Origin of the sequence: Bradyrhizobium canariense (assembly GCF_018130465.1) — a bacterium.
GTDB lineage: Bacteria > Pseudomonadota > Alphaproteobacteria > Rhizobiales > Xanthobacteraceae > Bradyrhizobium > Bradyrhizobium canariense_C.
The window spans coordinates 214,419-230,458 of the sequence record NZ_JAFCKJ010000008.1 but is presented as its reverse complement, the minus strand read 5'-3'; the positions used below and the strand labels follow the sequence as shown (position 1 = coordinate 230,458).

The window sequence follows — 16,040 nt, the reverse complement described above, 5'->3', positions numbered from 1 at the left end:
CTAAAACAGCGACTTTGCCGCGGCGGAGGCGACGCTCACCACCGGGCCTGCGAACAGCGCGAACAGGATGGTGAACAGGCCCGCAACCGCCAGCACCGTCTTGACTTCGACGCGCATCGGATCGACCTGACCGGCCGGCTCGTCGAAATACATCGTCTTGACGATGGTGAGGTAGTAGTAGGCGCCCACGACGCTGGAGAGCACGCCGATCACGGCGAGCGTGAACAGGTTCGCCTTGATGGCGGCGACAAAGACGTACCATTTGGCAAAGAAGCCGGCGAGCGGCGGAATGCCGGCGAGCGAGAACAGCAGCATCGCGAACATGAAGGCGAGCAGTGGATTGGTCCGCGACAGGCCGGCGAAATCGCTGATCTGCTCGACGGGCTGGCCGTTGCGCTTCATGGCGAGGATGACAGAGAACGAGCCGAGCGTCATCGCGACATAGATCACGATGTACATCAGCACGCCCTGCGCGCCCTCGACGGTACCGGCAGCGAGGCCGACCAGGGCAAAGCCCATGTGGCCGATCGAGGAATAGGCCATCAGGCGCTTGATGTTGCTCTGTCCGATCGCAGCAAAGGAGCCGAGCACCATCGAGGCAATCGCCACGAACACCAGGATCTGCTGCCACTGCGAGACGATGCCGGGGAATGCGGTGAGCGTGACGCGGGTGAAGACCGCGAGCGCGGCGACCTTCGGCGCCGAGGCGAAGAAGGCGGTGACCGGGGTCGGTGCGCCCTCGTAGACGTCAGGCGTCCACATGTGGAACGGCACCGCCGAGACCTTGAAGCAGAGGCCGGCGAGCAGGAACACCAGGCCGAACACCAGGCCGACATTGGAGACGGTCGCGGCCGCCGCGATGCCGGTGAAGGCGACCGTGCCGGTGAAGCCGTAGATCAGCGAGGAGCCGTAGAGCAGCATGCCCGACGACAGCGCGCCGAGCACGAAGTACTTCAGGCCGGCTTCGGTCGACTTGGCGTTGTCGCGGTTGGAGGCCGCCACGACGTAGAGCGCGAGCGACATCAATTCGAGGCCGAGATAAAGCGAGATCAGATCGCCGGCCGAGATCAGCACCATCATGCCGAGCGTCGAGAGCAGCACCAGGATCGCGTATTCGAAGATGCGGCGCGACGGATCCGACAGGAACTCGGTCGACAGCACCAGCGTCGCCGCCGAACCGATCAGGGCCAGGATCTTCATGAAGCGGGCAAAATCATCGACGATGAAGCTGCCGCCGAAGGTGACCTGCTTGCCCGCGGGCAGCATGTATTCGAGCACGCCGACCACGATCAGGAGCAGCACCGCAAGCGTCGTGACCGTCTTGGTGGTCTCCTGCCCGCGATAGGCGCCGAGCATCAGGAGTGCCATGGCCCCGATCGCGAGCACGAGCTCGGGCAGCACCGGCGCCAGTTGATAACCTGCAGTCTCAAAGCTCATGGCGATATCCTGACCTGCCCGCTCACTGGAGCAGTGCGGCGGCCTTCACGGCCGTCACAGCGGTGTTGTAATTGTTGACGAGTTGCTGGACCGAGGCGGCCGACATGTCGAGCACCGGCTTCGGATAGATGCCGAACAGGATCGTCAGCGCGATCAGCGGGAATAGCGTCAGGCACTCCCGGAAGGTGAGATCCTTCATGCTCGCCAGCGACGGCTTGACCAGCGCTCCGAATACGACCTTGCGGTAGAGCCAGAGCGCATAGCAGGCCGACAGGATCACGCCGAAGGTGGCGAAGAAGGCGGTCGGGATCGAGACCTTGAAGGTGCCGAGCAGCGTCATGAACTCGCCGACGAAGCCGGAGGTGCCGGGCAGACCGACATTGGCCATGGTGAAGACCATGAAGGTCAGCGCGTAGAGCGGCATCCGGTTGACGAGGCCGCCATAGGCCGCGATGTCGCGGGTGTGCATGCGGTCGTAGACGATGCCGACGCAGAGGAACAGCGCGCCGGAGACGATGCCATGCGAGATCATCTGGAACACGCCGCCGGCGACGCCCTGCATGGTGCCGGCGAAGATGCCCATGGTGACGAAGCCCATATGCGCCACCGAGGAGTACGCAATCAGCTTCTTCATGTCCTCCTGCATCAGGGCCACCAGCGAGGTGTAGATGATAGCGATGGCCGAAAGCGTGAAGATCAGCGGCGCGAAGTCGTGCGAGGCCAGCGGGAACATCGGCAGCGAGAAGCGCAGGAAGCCGTAGCCGCCCATCTTCAGGAGGATCGCGGCGAGAACCACGGAGCCTGCCGTCGGCGCCTCGACGTGTGCGTCGGGGAGCCAGGTGTGCACGGGCCACATCGGCATCTTCACCGCGAACGAGGCGAAGAAGGCAAGCCAGGCCCAGGTCTGCAACGAGCGCGGCACGGCGGTGTGCATCAGGGTCGGGATGTCGGTGGTGCCGCCGTTCCAGTACAGCGCCATGATGGCGAGCAGCATCAGGACCGAGCCGAGCAGCGTGTAGAGGAAGAACTTGAAGGACGCGTAGACCCGGCGCGGACCGCCCCAGACGCCGATGATCAGGAACATCGGGATCAGGCCGCCTTCGAAGAACAGGTAGAACAGCACGAGATCGAGCGCCGAGAAGGTGCCGATCATCAGCGTTTCCAGGATCAGGAACGCCATCATGTATTCACGGACGCGGTTGGTGATCGATTTCCAGCTCGCGATGATGCAGAACGGCATGATGGCGGTGGTCAGGATCACCAGCGGAAGCGAAATACCGTCCACGCCCATGTGGTAGGTGATGCCGGTGGCGAGCCAGTTCGCCTTCTCGACGAACTGGAAGTCGGCGTTCGACGCATCGAACCGCATCACCAGGATCACCGACACCGCGAAGGTGATCAGCGTGGTCCACAGCGCGATCCAGCGCGAGTTACGCCGGGCCGCCTCGTCATCGCCGCGGCTGAGATAGACGATCAGCGCGCCGACCAGCGGCAGGAACGTCGTGACGGATAGAATTGGCCAGGTCGTCATTTACTGGCCTCCAAAGCCGAACATGAACCAGGTGATCAGGCCGGCGGCACCGATCAGCATGGCGAACGCGTAGTGGTAGAGATAGCCGGTCTGGATCTTCACGACGTTGCGGGTGACATCCAGCACGCGGGCCGAGATGCCGTCGGGGCCGAGGCCGTCGATGATGAAGCCGTCGCCCTTCTTCCAGAGCTGATAGCCGATCCACTTCGCCGGACGGACGAAGATGATCTCGTAGAGCTCGTCGAAGTACCATTTGTTGAGCAGGAACTTGTACAGCATGGGCTGCGTGTTCGCGAGCTCGACCGGCAGATAGGGCCGGCGGATGTAGAACAGGTACGACACCAGGAAGCCCAGCACCATCATCACCGTCGGCAGCAAGGCGATGGTCTCGGGGATATGGTGCATCTCCTCGATGATGTGCGGGTTCATCTTCACGGACTCGCGGAAGAACTCCTCGATGCCGTGACCGGCGAACAGCTCCTTGAACGGGAAGCCGGCCAAGATGGAGCCGACCGCGAGCACACCGATCGGGATCAGCATCCAGATCGGAGCCTCATGCGCGGCCTCGTAGTGGTGATCGTCATGCGGCTCGCCGTGGAAGGTCTTGAAGATCAGGCGCCAGGAATAGAACGAGGTCAGGCCGGCGGCGACCACCGTCATCAGGAAGCCGTAGATCGCGAACGGATTGTGCGAGGCGTAGGCCGCTTCGATGATGGCGTCCTTGGAGAAGTAGCCGGCGGTCAGCGGGAAGCCGGTGAGCGCGAGCGTGCCGACCACCATCACCGCGTAGGTGTAGGGGATCTTGCGCCAGAGGCCGCCCATGTTGCGGATGTCCTGCTCGTGGTGCATCGCGTAGATCACCGAGCCGGAGCCCAAGAACAACAGCGCCTTGAAGAAGGCGTGCGTGAACAGGTGGAACATGCCGACCGAATAGGCCCCTGCTCCCATCGCCACGAACATGTAGCCGAGCTGCGAACAGGTCGAGTAGGCGACGATGCGCTTGATGTCGTTCTGGACGAGGCCGATGGTCGCCGCGAAGAACGCCGTGGTGGCGCCGAAGAACATCACGACGGCCTGCGCGTTCGGCGCGAGCTCGAACAGCGGCGACAGGCGCGCCACCATGAAGACGCCGGCGGTGACCATGGTCGCGGCGTGGATCAGCGCCGACACCGGGGTCGGGCCTTCCATCGCGTCCGGCAACCAGGTGTGCAGCAGGAACTGCGCCGATTTGCCCATGGCGCCCATGAACAGCAACAAGCAGGTCAAGGTCAGCGCGTCGGCATGCCAGCCGAGAAAGTCGATGGTCTTGCCGGTCAGGCCGGGCGCAGCGTGGAAGATGGTCTCAAAATCGGTCGAGCCGGCCAGCACGAAGATCGCGAAAATGCCGAGCGCGAAGCCGAAATCGCCGACCCGGTTGACCACGAAGGCCTTGATCGCGGCGGCGTTCGCCGACGGCTTCTGGTACCAGAAGCCGATCAAGAGGTAGCTCGCCAGACCGACGCCTTCCCAGCCGAAGAACAGCTGCACCAGGTTGTCCGCGGTCACCAGCATCAGCATGGCGAAGGTGAACAGCGAGAGATAGCCGAAGAAGCGCGGCCGGTTCGGGTCTTCGTCCATGTAGCCGATGGAATAGAGGTGCACGAGCGAGGACACGGTGGTCACCACCACCAGCATCACGGCGGTGAGCGTGTCGACCCGCAGCGTCCAGTAGACCTGGAGATCGCCGGAGAGGATCCACGGCAACAGCGGAATCCGCATGTCGTGGTGCATGAAGCCGACGTCGACCAGCGTCATCCAGGACAGCGCCGCCGACACGAACAAGAACGCCGTGGTGATCAGCTCCGCGCCGCGCGAACCCGCAGCCGCAGGCTCGACCGGGCCGTGGTCGTCGTGCGCGTGATCGTCGTGGCCATGGTCGTCATGGCCATGGTCGTCATGGGCGGCCGCCGCATGGGCGTCGCCATGACCGTGATCATCGTGATGCTCGACCGTGTCGCCCGAGGGGTTGCGGGCATGCGCGCCGAACAGCGCGATCAGGCCGGCCAGAATGGCGCCCAGCAGAGGCAGAAAGACGATTGCCTGGACCATGACTGAGCTCAGCCCTTCATCAGATTGACGTCCTCAACCGCGATCGAGCCGCGGTTGCGGAAATAGACCACCAGGATGGCGAGACCGATCGCGGCTTCAGCGGCCGCGACGGTGAGCACCAGAAGCGCGAAGACCTGCCCGACGATGTCGCCGAGGAAGGTCGAGAACGCCACGAGGTTGATGTTGACCGAGAGCAGGATCAGCTCGATCGACATCAGGATGACGATGATGTTCTTGCGATTCAGGAAGATGCCGAGGATCCCGAGCGTGAACAGGATCGCGCCGACCGCAAGATAGTGTCCGAGCCCGATCGTCATTTCACCCACTCCGCCGCGTCAGAGTCCTGGAGCCCCTGCCCCGGCGCCACCTTGCGCATCGCCATCGCCATATCAGGCGTGCGCGCGTTCTGAACGTTGATGTCCTGCCGCTTCACGCTCGCCTTGTGCCGCAGCGTCAGCACGATGGCGCCGATCATCGCGACCAGGAGCACCATGCCCGAGAGCTGGAAGTAGTGGATGTACTTCGTATAGAGCACCAGGCCCAGCGCCTCGGTATTGGAGACGTTGGTCGGGATCGCCGCAGTGATCGTCTTGGCGACGCCGGGGTTGATGACCCAGAAGCCGACGGTGAGCAGCAGCTCGAACAGGAAGATGCCGCCGATCACGAGGCCGACCGGCAGGTACTCGATGAAGCCCTCGCGCAGTTCGAGGAAGTCGACGTCGAGCATCATGATCACGAACAGGAACAGCACCGCGACGGCGCCGACATAGACGACGATCAGGATCATCGCCAGGAATTCGGCGCCCATCAGCACGAACAGACCGGAGGCGTTGACGAAGGCCAGGATCAGGTACAGCACGGAGTGCACGGGATTGCGCGAGACAATCACCATCACCGCCGAGGCGACACAGACGCCGGCGAACAGATAGAAGAACAGCGCGGGAAGGATCATGCTCTCATCTCACCGGTACGGCGCGTCGAGTTCGATCGCTTTCGCGATCTCGCGTTCCCAGCGGTCGCCGTTGGCGAGCAGCTTGGCCTTGTCATAGAACAGTTCCTCGCGGGTCTCGGTCGCGAACTCGAAATTCGGTCCTTCGACGATGGCGTCGACCGGACAGGCTTCCTGGCAGAGGCCGCAATAGATGCACTTCACCATGTCGATGTCGTAGCGCACGGTGCGGCGGGTGCCGTCGTTGCGGCGCGGGCCGGCTTCGATGGTGATGGCCTGCGCCGGGCAGACCGCTTCGCACAGCTTGCAGGCGATGCAGCGTTCCTCGCCGTTCGGATAGCGGCGCAGCGCATGCTCGCCGCGGAAGCGCGGCGAGATCGGGCCCTTCTCGAAGGGATAGTTCAGCGTCGGCTTCGGCTGGAAGAAATAGCGCATGGCGAGGAAGAACGCCGAGACGAATTCCGACAGCAGAAGCGAGCGTGCAGTGGCGTTGATGTTGATACCCATGACGGCCCTCACTTCGGCGCGATGTCGGCGAAGTGCAGTACGCCGGCCACCACGATCACCATCGCCAGCGACAGCGGCAGGAAAACCTTCCAGCCGAGGCGCATCAGTTGATCGTAGCGGTAGCGCGGCACGATCGCCTTGGCCATCGCGAACAGGAAGAACATGAAGAACAGTTTCAGCGAGAACCAGATGATCCCCGGCACCCAGTTGAAGGGCGGCAGGTCCACCGGCGGCAGCCAGCCTCCGAGGAACAGGATCGTCGCCATCGCGCACATCGTGGCAATCGCGACATACTCGCCGAGCATGAACAGAAGATACGGCGTCGAGCCGTACTCGACCATGAAGCCGGCGACGAGCTCGGATTCCGCTTCGACGAGGTCGAACGGCGGGCGGTTGGTTTCCGCCAGCGCCGAGACGTAGAAGATCACGAACATCGGGAACAGCGGCCAGACGTACCAGTTCAGGATGGTGAGCTGCGGCAACCCGATCAAGCTGGCCAGGCCGCGGACATGCTGCGCCTCGACCACGGCCGAGAGGTTCAGCGTGCCGGCGCAGAGCAGCACCGTGATGATGACGAAGCCGATCGAGACTTCGTAGGACACCATCTGCGCCGCCGAGCGCAGCGCCGCCAGGAACGGATATTTCGAGTTCGACGACCAGCCGGCCATGATGATGCCGTAGATCGACAGCGACGAAATCGCGAAGATGAAGAGAACGCCGACATTGATGTCGGAGATCACCCAGCCGAGATTGGTCGGGATCACCGCCCAGGCCGCGAGCGCGAGCACGCATGAGACCAAGGGAGCAAGGAGAAACACGCCCTTGTTGGCGCCGGACGGGATGATCGGCTCCTTCAGCACGAACTTCAGGAGGTCGGCGAAGGATTGCAGCAGGCCCCACGGCCCGACCACGTTCGGGCCGCGGCGGATCTGCACCGCCGCCCAGATCTTGCGGTCGGCGAGCAGGATGTAGGCGATCGCCACGAGCAGGACGACCAGCACCAGGACGCTCTCCGCGATCATGATGATCAGCGGCCAGAGGAACCCGGTCCAGAATGCGCTTTCGAAGAATTCCATCAGCTCACTCCGCTGCGGTCAGCATCTGCCCGGAGGCAAGCCGCGAACACTCCGCCATCACGGCGGACGCACGCGCGATTGGGTTGGTCAAATAGAAGTCGTCGACGAGCGGCTTGAACGGGGCCTTCTCCGTCGTGCCGCCCTTCCCCGCGAGCTTCTTGATCTGATCGGCCGAGCCGGCCTCGATCTGGTCGAGACGGATCAGATGCGGCACAGCCTTGAAGATCGCCTGGCGCAGGGCCGAAAGCGAGTCGTAGCCAAGCTTCTTGCCGAGCGCCTCCGACAGCGCGCGGACAATCGCCCAATCCTCGCGGGCCTCGCCCGGCGGGAATGCGGCCCGTCCGGTCATCTGCACGCGGCCTTCGGTGTTGACGTAGATCGCCGACTTCTCGGTATAGGCGGCTGCCGGCAGGATCACGTCGGCGCGATGGGCGCCGCGGTCGCCGTGGGTGCCGATATAGACGACGAAGGTGCCGTCCGACGGCTTGATCTCGTCCGCGCCGAGCAGGAACAGCAGATCGAGCGTCCCGAACGTCGTCATCTGCGCTGCGTTCAGCCCGCCCTGACCGGCGACAAAGCCGATATCGAGCGCACCGACGCGCGAAGCGCTCTCATGCAGCACGCCAAAGCCGTTCCAGCCGTCCTTGAGCGCGCCGACGTCGAGCGCGAGCTTGGCGGCGGCGGCGAGAATGGCGGCGCCGTCATGGCGCGAGGCGGCGCCCGCACCGACCAGGATGATCGGATTCTTGGCGTTCTTGAGCACGTCCATGAAGGAGTGCTTGCCGGCCGCGAGCTCACCGAGCGTCTCGGTGCCTGCGCCGAGATGGTCATAATCGTAGGTGAGGTCGGCCTTGGCGCCGATCACGCCGACCTTGAAGCCGCCGGCGCGCCAGCGCTTGCGGATGCGGGCGTTGAACACGGCCGCCTCTTTCCGCGGATTGGCGCCGACGATGAGCAGCGCATCGGCCTGCTCGACGCCGACGAGCGTCGGATTGAAGATGTAGGAGCCGCGGCCGAGCGCGGGATCGAAGGCGTCGCCGCCCTGCACTGCCAGATTGGCCGAGCCGTATTTGGCCAGCAAATCCTTCAGCGCGAACATCTCCTCGACGCCGGCGAGGTCGCCCGCGATCGCGCCGATGCGCTTGCCGTCGGTGCGGGCCGCTTTCGCGGCGATCGCAGCGAAGGCCTCGGGCCAGCTCGCCGCGCGCAGCTTGCCGGCTTCGCGGATATAGGGCCGGTCGAGGCGCTGGGTGCGCAGGCCGTCGACGACGTGACGGGTCTTGTCGGAGATCCACTCCTCGTTCACGGCCTCGTTGATGCGCGGCAGCACGCGCATCACCTCACGGCCGCGGGTGTCGACGCGGATCGCAGAGCCCACGCCGTCCATCACGTCGATCGACTGGGTCTTGCCGAGCTCCCACGGGCGCGCGGCGAAGGCATAAGGCTTCGAGGTCAGCGCACCGACCGGGCAGATGTCGACGAGATTGCCCTGCAATTCCGAGGTCAGCGCGTGCTGGAGATAGGTCGTGATCTCCATGTCCTCGCCGCGGCCGGTCGCGCCCATCTCGGGAGCGCCGGCCACTTCCGCCGAGAAGCGGACGCAGCGGGTGCACTGGATGCAGCGGTTCATCGAGGTCTTGACCAGCGCGCCGAGATATTTGTCCTCGACCGCGCGCTTGTTCTCGGCGAAGCGGCTGGTGTCGACACCGTAGCCCATCGCCTGGTCCTGGAGGTCGCACTCGCCGCCCTGGTCGCAGATCGGGCAGTCCAGCGGATGGTTGATGAGAAGGAATTCCATCACGCCTTCGCGCGCCTTCTTCACCATCGGCGAACGGGTGGAGATTTCCGGCGGCTCGCCCTTGGGACCCGGACGGCAATCGCGCACGCCCCAGGCGCAGCTCGCGACCGGCTTCGGGCCGCCCTTCACCTCGACCAGGCACATCCGGCAATTGCCGGCGATCGACAGCCGCTCGTGGTAGCAGAAGCGCGGAATCTCCGCGCCGGCCGCCTCGCACGCCTGAAGCAGCGTGTATTCGGCGGGGACATCGATCTCTTTGCCGTCGATGATGAGCTTGGTCATTGTCTCTACTCCGCCGCGACCATGTTCACGGGATCGCGGACGCCGATATCGTCGATGTCGGACTTGTGCGAATATTCGTCGATGCGCGCTTCGATCTCATGACGGAAGTGCGCGATCAGGCCCTGGATCGGCCACGCCGCCGCGTCGCCGAGCGCGCAGATGGTGTGGCCTTCGACCTGCTTGGTGACTTCCAGCAGCATGTCGATTTCGCGCTTGTGGGCGCGACCGTCGGCCATGCGGGTCAAGACGCGCCACATCCAGCCGGTGCCCTCGCGGCACGGCGTGCACTGGCCGCAGCTCTCATGCTTGTAGAAATAGGAGATGCGGGCGATGGCGCGGATCAAATCGGTCGACTTGTCCATCACGATCACGGCCGCGGTGCCGAGGCCCGAGCGCAGCTTGCTCAGGCTGTCGAAATCCATCGGAGTGTCGATGATCTGCTCGGCCGGCACCATGCGCACGGAGGAGCCGCCGGGGATCACGGCCTTGAGGTTGTCCCAGCCGCCGCGGATGCCGCCGCAATGCTTCTCGATCAGCTCACGGAACGGAATGCCCATGGCCTCTTCGACGTTGCAGGGCCGCTCGACATGGCCGGAGATGCAGAACAGCTTGGTGCCGACATTGTTCGGACGGCCGATGCCGGCGAACCACGCTGCGCCACGGCGCAGAATGTCCGGCGCGACCGCGATCGACTCGACATTGTTGACGGTGGTCGGGCAGCCGTACAGGCCGACATTGGCCGGGAACGGCGGCTTCAGACGCGGCTGGCCCTTCTTGCCTTCGAGGCTCTCGAGCAGCGCGGTTTCCTCGCCGCAGATATAGGCGCCGGCGCCGTGGGCGACGTAGATGTCGAACGGCCAGCCGTTGACGTTGTCCTTGCCGACCAGCTTGGCCTCATAGGCCTGGTCGATCGCCGCCTGGAGATGCTCGCGCTCGCGGATGAACTCGCCGCGGACATAGATGTAGCAGGCGTGCGCGTTCATCGCGCAGCTCGCGATCAGGCAGCCCTCGATCAGGAGATGCGGATCGTGCCGCATGATCTCGCGATCCTTGCAGGTACCGGGCTCGGATTCGTCGGCGTTGACGACGAGATAGCTCGGCCGGCCGTCGGTCGATTCCTTCGGCATGAACGACCATTTCAGGCCGGTCGGGAAGCCGGCGCCACCGCGGCCGCGCAGCCCCGACGCTTTCATCTCGTTGATGATCCAGTCACGGCCCTTGTCGATGATGTTCTTCGTACCATCCCAGGCGCCGCGGCGCCGCGCGCCCTCGAGCCCCCAATCGTGGAGGCCGTAGAGGTTCTTGAAGATGCGGTCCTTGTCCTCGAGCATGTCAGTGCTTTCCGATCAACGGTTGGCTTGCTTGTAGGCAAGCCCGGCGGCGCAGACGGCGAAGGTCAGCGCCCAGAGCAGACTGGATTCCAGCGACGCGTTCAGGGCGAAGCGCTGAAGCAGGAAAATGAATGTGGCCGCCACGGCGGAATGCATTGCGATGAAGCCCCACTTCTTCACAACACTGCTCCCCTCAACTGTTGGCGACGAGAGATCACGCATCAGGTGCTCTCCTTCAGCGTGGTCGGCCCACCGGTCGGCGCCGAGAACTGGCGGCCGTTCTGCGGGCCGGGCTTGGGCGGATTGCCCGAGGCAAAACCGTCGAGCACCTTGCCAAAGCTTTCCTTGGTCAGATCCTCATAAGTGTCCTTGCCGATCAGCACCATCGGCGCGTTCACGCAGGCACCGAGGCACTCCACCTCTTCCCAGCTGAAATTGCCGTCCTTGGAGAGATGGAAGGGCTCGTGATGGATGCGGTGCTCGCAGACGTGGATCAGATCCTCGGCGCCGCGCAGGCGGCACGGCGTGGTGCCGCAGACCTGGACGTGGGCCTTCTTGCCGACCGGGGCCAGCTGGAACATGGTGTAGAAGGTCGCGACCTCGAGCACGCGGATATAGGGCATCTCGAGCATGTCGGCGATGACGCGGATCGCGGCTTCCGAAACCCAACCGTCGTGCTGCTCCTGCGCCCGCCAGAGGATGGCGATGACGGCCGAAGCCTGGCGTCCGGCGGGATATTTCGCGATCTGCTGCTTGGCGAACGCGAGGTTCTCCTGCGTGAACGCAAAGCTCGCGGGCTGGACTTCCTTCGGTGCTAATCGGCGAACGGACATCTCTTCAATCTCTCACTGCATGCGGCGCGCGGTTTTCGCATTCAGGGCATCGATCCTGTCCTGCCAGAATGCGCTTGCGGTGCCGAAAACGTTGTAGCCGACGTGGGTCGAGACCTTGATGCGGTCGAGGATCGACAGCTCGGTCACCGTTTCCATACGCCTTGTGCTGGGATCGTAGACGATCAGCTTCAGCGGGGTGTGTTCGAGGATGTAACGCGACACAGCGTGGCTGCGGTCGCTGCCGTGCTCCTCGCACATGATGACGCTGTCGGCCTGGAGCAGCCGGGCGCCGCCCTTGATCGCCTCGATCTCGACGCCCTCGACGTCGAGCTTGATCAGGTACTTGCCGCTGCCTGCGATCTTGCCGTCGTCGACCAGATTATCGAGCGCAATGACCGGCACGTCCTCGCCGCCCATCGACGCATCGCCGGCGATGCTGAAGGCCTCGTGCTTGGTGCCTGACAGCCGGGCGGTGCCGCGGGCCGCGCCGATCGCGCATTTCATGGTCTCGAAGCGGCTGCCGTTGATGCGGGCGTTGTTGGCGAGCTTCGGATAGTTCTGTCCCGACGGCTCGATCGCGATCGCCTTGTGGACGCCGAACGGCTTGCTCGACACCAGCACCGACCAATAGCCGTAATTGGCGCCGCAATCGAGCAGCGTATAGTCGACGTCGATGGAGTCGGCGAACAACAGCTCCAGCTCGTCCTCGTAATTGTAGGACCGGTTGAGCAGCTTGCTCCAATAGCCGTCGCCGTAAGGAAATTCGAACACGGCGTCGGGGTTGAGCTTGATCGCGATGTTGCGCTCGGGCAGCGTCTTCCGCAGCAAATTGGCGCAGGCGATGTAGCCCATATGCGAGAAGTGCGAGGAGATCTTCGATCCCGTCACCAACGCCAAGGCAGCCGTCCGCTCCCACAGGTTGGCCCCTTCAAGGGCCCCCGAGGCACGGTCAAACTGGATTGGCGCCTGCGCCATCACCGATCGACCTCTCCAAACACGATGTCGAGCGAGCCGAGGATCGCCGAGACGTCGGCGAGCAGATGGCCGCGGCAGATGTGGTCCATGGCCTGGAGATGGGCAAAGCCCGGCGCGCGGATCTTGCACTTGTAGGGCTTGTTGCTGCCGTCGGAGACGAGATAGACGCCGAACTCGCCCTTCGGCGCCTCGACTGCGGCGTAGACCTCGCCGGCAGGCACGTGGACGCCTTCGGTGTAGAGCTTGAAGTGATGGATCAGCGCTTCCATCGAGCGCTTCATCTCGCCACGGCGCGGCGGCGCGACCTTGTTGTCCTCGACGACGACGGGGCCCTTCCCTTCGGCTGCGTTCAGCTTCTGGATGCACTGCCTCATGATGCGCACGGACTGGCGCATCTCTTCCATGCGGATCAGATAGCGGTCGTAGCAGTCGCCGTTCTTGCCGATCGGGATGTCGAAATCCATCTCGGCGTAGCACTCATAGGGCTGCGATTTGCGCAAATCCCAGGCCGCGCCCGAACCGCGCACCATCACGCCGGAGAAGCCCCACTCCCAGGCCTCCTTCAGCGACACCACGCCGATGTCGACGTTGCGCTGCTTGAAGATGCGGTTGGCGGTGAGCAGCCGGTCGAGATCCTCGACCACTTTCAGGAACGGTTCGCACCAGGCGTCGATGTCGTCGACCAGCTTCTGCGGCAGGTCCTGATGCACGCCGCCGACGCGGAAGTAGGCTGCGTGCATGCGGCTGCCGGAGGCGCGCTCGTAGAACACCATCAGCTTTTCGCGCTCTTCAAAACCCCACAGCGGCGGGGTCAGCGCGCCGACGTCCATCGCCTGCGTGGTGACGTTGAGCAGGTGCGACAGGATGCGGCCGATCTCGCAATAGAGCACGCGGATCAACTGTGCGCGGCGCGGCACCTCGATGCCGAGCAGCTTTTCTGCAGCCATGCAGAAGGCATGCTCCTGGTTCATCGGCGCGACGTAGTCGAGGCGGTCGAAATAAGGGATCGCCTGGAGATAGGTCTTCTGCTCGATCAGCTTTTCGGTGCCGCGGTGAAGCAGGCCGATATGCGGGTCGACGCGGGCGACGACCTCGCCGTCAAGCTCCAGCACCAGGCGCAGCACGCCGTGCGCGGCCGGATGCTGCGGACCGAAGTTGATGGTGAAGTTGCGAAGGTTTTCGGGTTGCTCGTTCATGTTCAGACCTTCGGCCCTGCTTTTTCATCACCCGGAAGGACCGGATAGTCGGCGCCTTCCCACGGAGACAAAAAGTCGAACTTGCGGAATTCCTGGTTGAGCCTGACCGGCTCGTACACCACCCGCTTCTCCTGGTCGTCGTAGCGGACCTCGACGAAACCGGTGGTCGGGAAGTCCTTGCGCAGCGGATGGCCTTCGAAACCGTAATCGGTCAGGAGGCGGCGCATGTCGGGATGGCCGACGAAGAACACGCCATAGAGGTCGTAAGCCTCGCGCTCGAACCAGTCGGCGCCGGGGAACACTTCGATCAGCGACGGCACCTGCGTGGTCTCGTCGGCCTGGGCCTTGAGCCGGATCCGCGCGTTCAGGGTCGGTGACAGGAAGTGATAGATCACGTCGAAGCGCTTCTCACGCGAGGGATAGTCCACCGCCGTGATGTCGGTGAAGTTGACGAAGCGGCAGTTCGGGTCGTCGCGGAGGTACTTGACCACCTCGACGATCTTGCTGGCCTCGACATCGACCGTGAGCTGGTTGAAGGCCACCGAATGACCGAAGGCGGCGCCCGGAAGCGCGCTAACGATCGTCTGCCCCAGGGCGTCGAGCTTGGCGTCGTCCATGACGTAAAACCTTAGCGTTCGATGGTGCCGGTGCGGCGGATCTTCTTCTGCAGCAGCAGCACCCCGTAGAGCAGCGCTTCCGCCGTGGGCGGGCAGCCCGGCACGTAGATGTCGATCGGCACGATACGGTCGCAACCGCGCACGACCGAGTATGAATAGTGATAATAGCCGCCGCCATTGGCGCAGGAGCCCATCGAGATGACGTAACGCGGCTCGGGCATCTGGTCGTAGACCTTGCGCAGCGCAGGCGCCATCTTGTTGGTCAGGGTCCCGGCGACGATCATCACGTCCGACTGACGCGGCGAGGCACGCGGCGCGAAGCCAAAGCGCTCGACGTCGTAGCGCGGCATCGAGACCTGCATCATCTCGACCGCGCAGCAGGCGAGACCGAACGTCATCCACATCAGCGAGCCGGTGCGCGCCCAGGTGATGAGGTCGTCGGTCGCGGCGACGAAGAAGCCTTTGTCGGACAGCTCCGAATTGACCTCGAGGAAGAACGGATCATTGGCCCCGACCGGCCTGCCGGTCGACGGATCCAGGATGCCCTTGGGGGCCGGCGCGAGAACCGGACCGGCGGACGACGTAGGGTTCAATCCCATTCCAGTGCGCCTTTCTTCCATTCATAGGCGAACCCGACCGTCAGCACGGCGAGGAACACCACCATGGACCAGAAGCCGGTCGCGCCAAGCTTGCCGAACGCCACCGCCCAGGGAAACAGGAACGCCACCTCGAGGTCGAAGATGATGAAGAGGATGGCGACCAGATAGAAGCGGACGTCGAACTTCATGCGGGCGTCGTCGAAGGCGTTGAAACCGCACTCATACGCCGACAGCTTTTCCGGGTCCGGCTGCTGGAACGCCACGATGAACGGCGCGATCAGCAGCACCAGGCCAATGAGGCCCGCTACCCCTATGAAGACGACGAGTGGAAGATAGTTCTGCAGAATGCCGCTCATTGACGAGCCCTTTTTCCCGCAGCCTCGGGACAGCCACGGATTCGTCCAGTTTGGAATTGTTCTGAGCCTTAGCGCAGTGCACCAATGGGCGCAAGACACGCTCTTTTTAGGCCCTTTGTCGCCCTCAGAACGGTGGAAATCCCGGAATCACCCCGCGGCTGGTATGGAGCAGATCGACCGCCCCAGCAAGGGCGCCCCGATCAGTCCACGCACGCTGGGCCGTGACGTCCGTTGTTGGGAAGGCTCACTTTATCGAGGCCGCGACGCAGCAAAGGCCGGATTACAACGAGGACCGGCGCTCCCACCGTCACCAGAACGACATCCTTGGCGACCGGGCTCCAGAGCAAAGCAGCTAGCAGGCCGGTGATGGTCGCCGCCGCGAACAGGATAGATGCAGCAAAGACACGTATCCACAGGCGAGCGATCCGGGAGCCATGCATCACGATCGGACCCGGGCTCGTCTGG

16 protein-coding genes are annotated in these 16,040 nt (G+C 63.9%); all 16 read right to left on the bottom strand.

Translation table 11 applies throughout. The features are described 5' to 3' along the window. Genes nuoN through JQ591_RS22070 form a run of 16 tightly spaced genes read right to left on the bottom strand, consistent with a single transcriptional unit; the run spans position 1 to position 15,575 of the window. Positions 1-1,437 carry an NADH-quinone oxidoreductase subunit NuoN gene (gene nuoN, locus JQ591_RS22145; protein ID WP_211398092.1) on the bottom strand — a complete coding sequence of 479 codons (1,437 nt, stop codon included), beginning with the start codon at positions 1,435-1,437 and terminating at the stop codon, positions 1-3. 22 nt (positions 1,438-1,459) lie between these two features. Continuing rightward, the gene (locus JQ591_RS22140; RefSeq protein WP_211398091.1) at positions 1,460-2,968 is read right to left on the bottom strand and encodes an NADH-quinone oxidoreductase subunit M; all 1,509 of its coding nucleotides are present in this window, start codon (positions 2,966-2,968) and stop codon (positions 1,460-1,462) included. Next, entirely contained in the window at positions 2,969-5,056 is a 2,088-nt protein-coding gene (gene nuoL, locus JQ591_RS22135; RefSeq protein ID WP_211398090.1) for an NADH-quinone oxidoreductase subunit L, read from the bottom strand. It lies immediately after the preceding gene. An 8-nt stretch (positions 5,057-5,064) separates the two neighbouring features. After that, positions 5,065-5,373, bottom strand: a complete 309-nt coding sequence (gene nuoK / locus JQ591_RS22130; RefSeq protein ID WP_008547737.1) for an NADH-quinone oxidoreductase subunit NuoK — start codon at positions 5,371-5,373, stop codon at positions 5,065-5,067. Then, positions 5,370-6,008 carry an NADH-quinone oxidoreductase subunit J gene (locus JQ591_RS22125; protein WP_211398089.1) on the bottom strand — a complete coding sequence of 213 codons (639 nt, stop codon included), beginning with the start codon at positions 6,006-6,008 and terminating at the stop codon, positions 5,370-5,372. The genes nuoK and JQ591_RS22125 overlap by 4 nt, the downstream gene beginning before the upstream one ends. 9 nt (positions 6,009-6,017) lie before the next feature. Then, positions 6,018-6,506, bottom strand: coding sequence for an NADH-quinone oxidoreductase subunit NuoI (gene nuoI, locus JQ591_RS22120; RefSeq protein WP_026232873.1), 489 nt, complete (start codon positions 6,504-6,506; stop codon positions 6,018-6,020). Positions 6,507-6,520: 14 nt separating this feature from the next. Next, positions 6,521-7,588 (bottom strand): NADH-quinone oxidoreductase subunit NuoH, encoded by a 1,068-nt coding sequence (gene nuoH, locus JQ591_RS22115; protein ID WP_106944955.1) that lies wholly within the window; start codon positions 7,586-7,588, stop codon positions 6,521-6,523. A 4-nt stretch (positions 7,589-7,592) separates the two neighbouring features. Continuing rightward, positions 7,593-9,668 (bottom strand): NADH-quinone oxidoreductase subunit NuoG, encoded by a 2,076-nt coding sequence (gene nuoG, locus JQ591_RS22110; protein WP_211398088.1) that lies wholly within the window; start codon positions 9,666-9,668, stop codon positions 7,593-7,595. 5 nt (positions 9,669-9,673) lie between these two features. Then, a complete protein-coding gene (nuoF, locus tag JQ591_RS22105) occupies positions 9,674-10,999 on the bottom strand; it encodes an NADH-quinone oxidoreductase subunit NuoF (RefSeq protein WP_211398087.1) in 1,326 nt (441 codons plus the stop codon). Positions 11,000-11,014: 15 nt separating this feature from the next. Continuing rightward, positions 11,015-11,221, bottom strand: coding sequence for a hypothetical protein (locus JQ591_RS22100; RefSeq protein ID WP_211398086.1), 207 nt, complete (start codon positions 11,219-11,221; stop codon positions 11,015-11,017). After that, complete coding sequence (gene nuoE, locus JQ591_RS22095; RefSeq protein WP_211398085.1) at positions 11,221-11,832, bottom strand: NADH-quinone oxidoreductase subunit NuoE; 612 nt, start codon at positions 11,830-11,832, stop codon at positions 11,221-11,223. The genes JQ591_RS22100 and nuoE overlap by 1 nt, the downstream gene beginning before the upstream one ends. A gap of 12 nt (positions 11,833-11,844) precedes the next feature. Continuing rightward, positions 11,845-12,807: an FkbM family methyltransferase gene (locus tag JQ591_RS22090; protein ID WP_211398084.1), complete on the bottom strand. Its 963-nt coding sequence runs from the start codon at positions 12,805-12,807 to the stop codon at positions 11,845-11,847. Then, positions 12,807-14,003 (bottom strand): NADH-quinone oxidoreductase subunit D, encoded by a 1,197-nt coding sequence (locus JQ591_RS22085; RefSeq protein ID WP_211398083.1) that lies wholly within the window; start codon positions 14,001-14,003, stop codon positions 12,807-12,809. The genes JQ591_RS22090 and JQ591_RS22085 overlap by 1 nt, the downstream gene beginning before the upstream one ends. Positions 14,004-14,005: 2 nt before the next feature. After that, positions 14,006-14,620: an NADH-quinone oxidoreductase subunit C gene (locus JQ591_RS22080; RefSeq protein ID WP_211398082.1), complete on the bottom strand. Its 615-nt coding sequence runs from the start codon at positions 14,618-14,620 to the stop codon at positions 14,006-14,008. A gap of 11 nt (positions 14,621-14,631) precedes the next feature. Beyond that, positions 14,632-15,219: a NuoB/complex I 20 kDa subunit family protein gene (locus JQ591_RS22075; RefSeq protein ID WP_211398081.1), complete on the bottom strand. Its 588-nt coding sequence runs from the start codon at positions 15,217-15,219 to the stop codon at positions 14,632-14,634. Beyond that, a complete protein-coding gene (locus tag JQ591_RS22070; RefSeq protein ID WP_008136158.1) occupies positions 15,210-15,575 on the bottom strand; it encodes an NADH-quinone oxidoreductase subunit A in 366 nt (121 codons plus the stop codon). The genes JQ591_RS22075 and JQ591_RS22070 overlap by 10 nt, the downstream gene beginning before the upstream one ends. Positions 15,576-16,040: the final 465 nt, after the last annotated feature.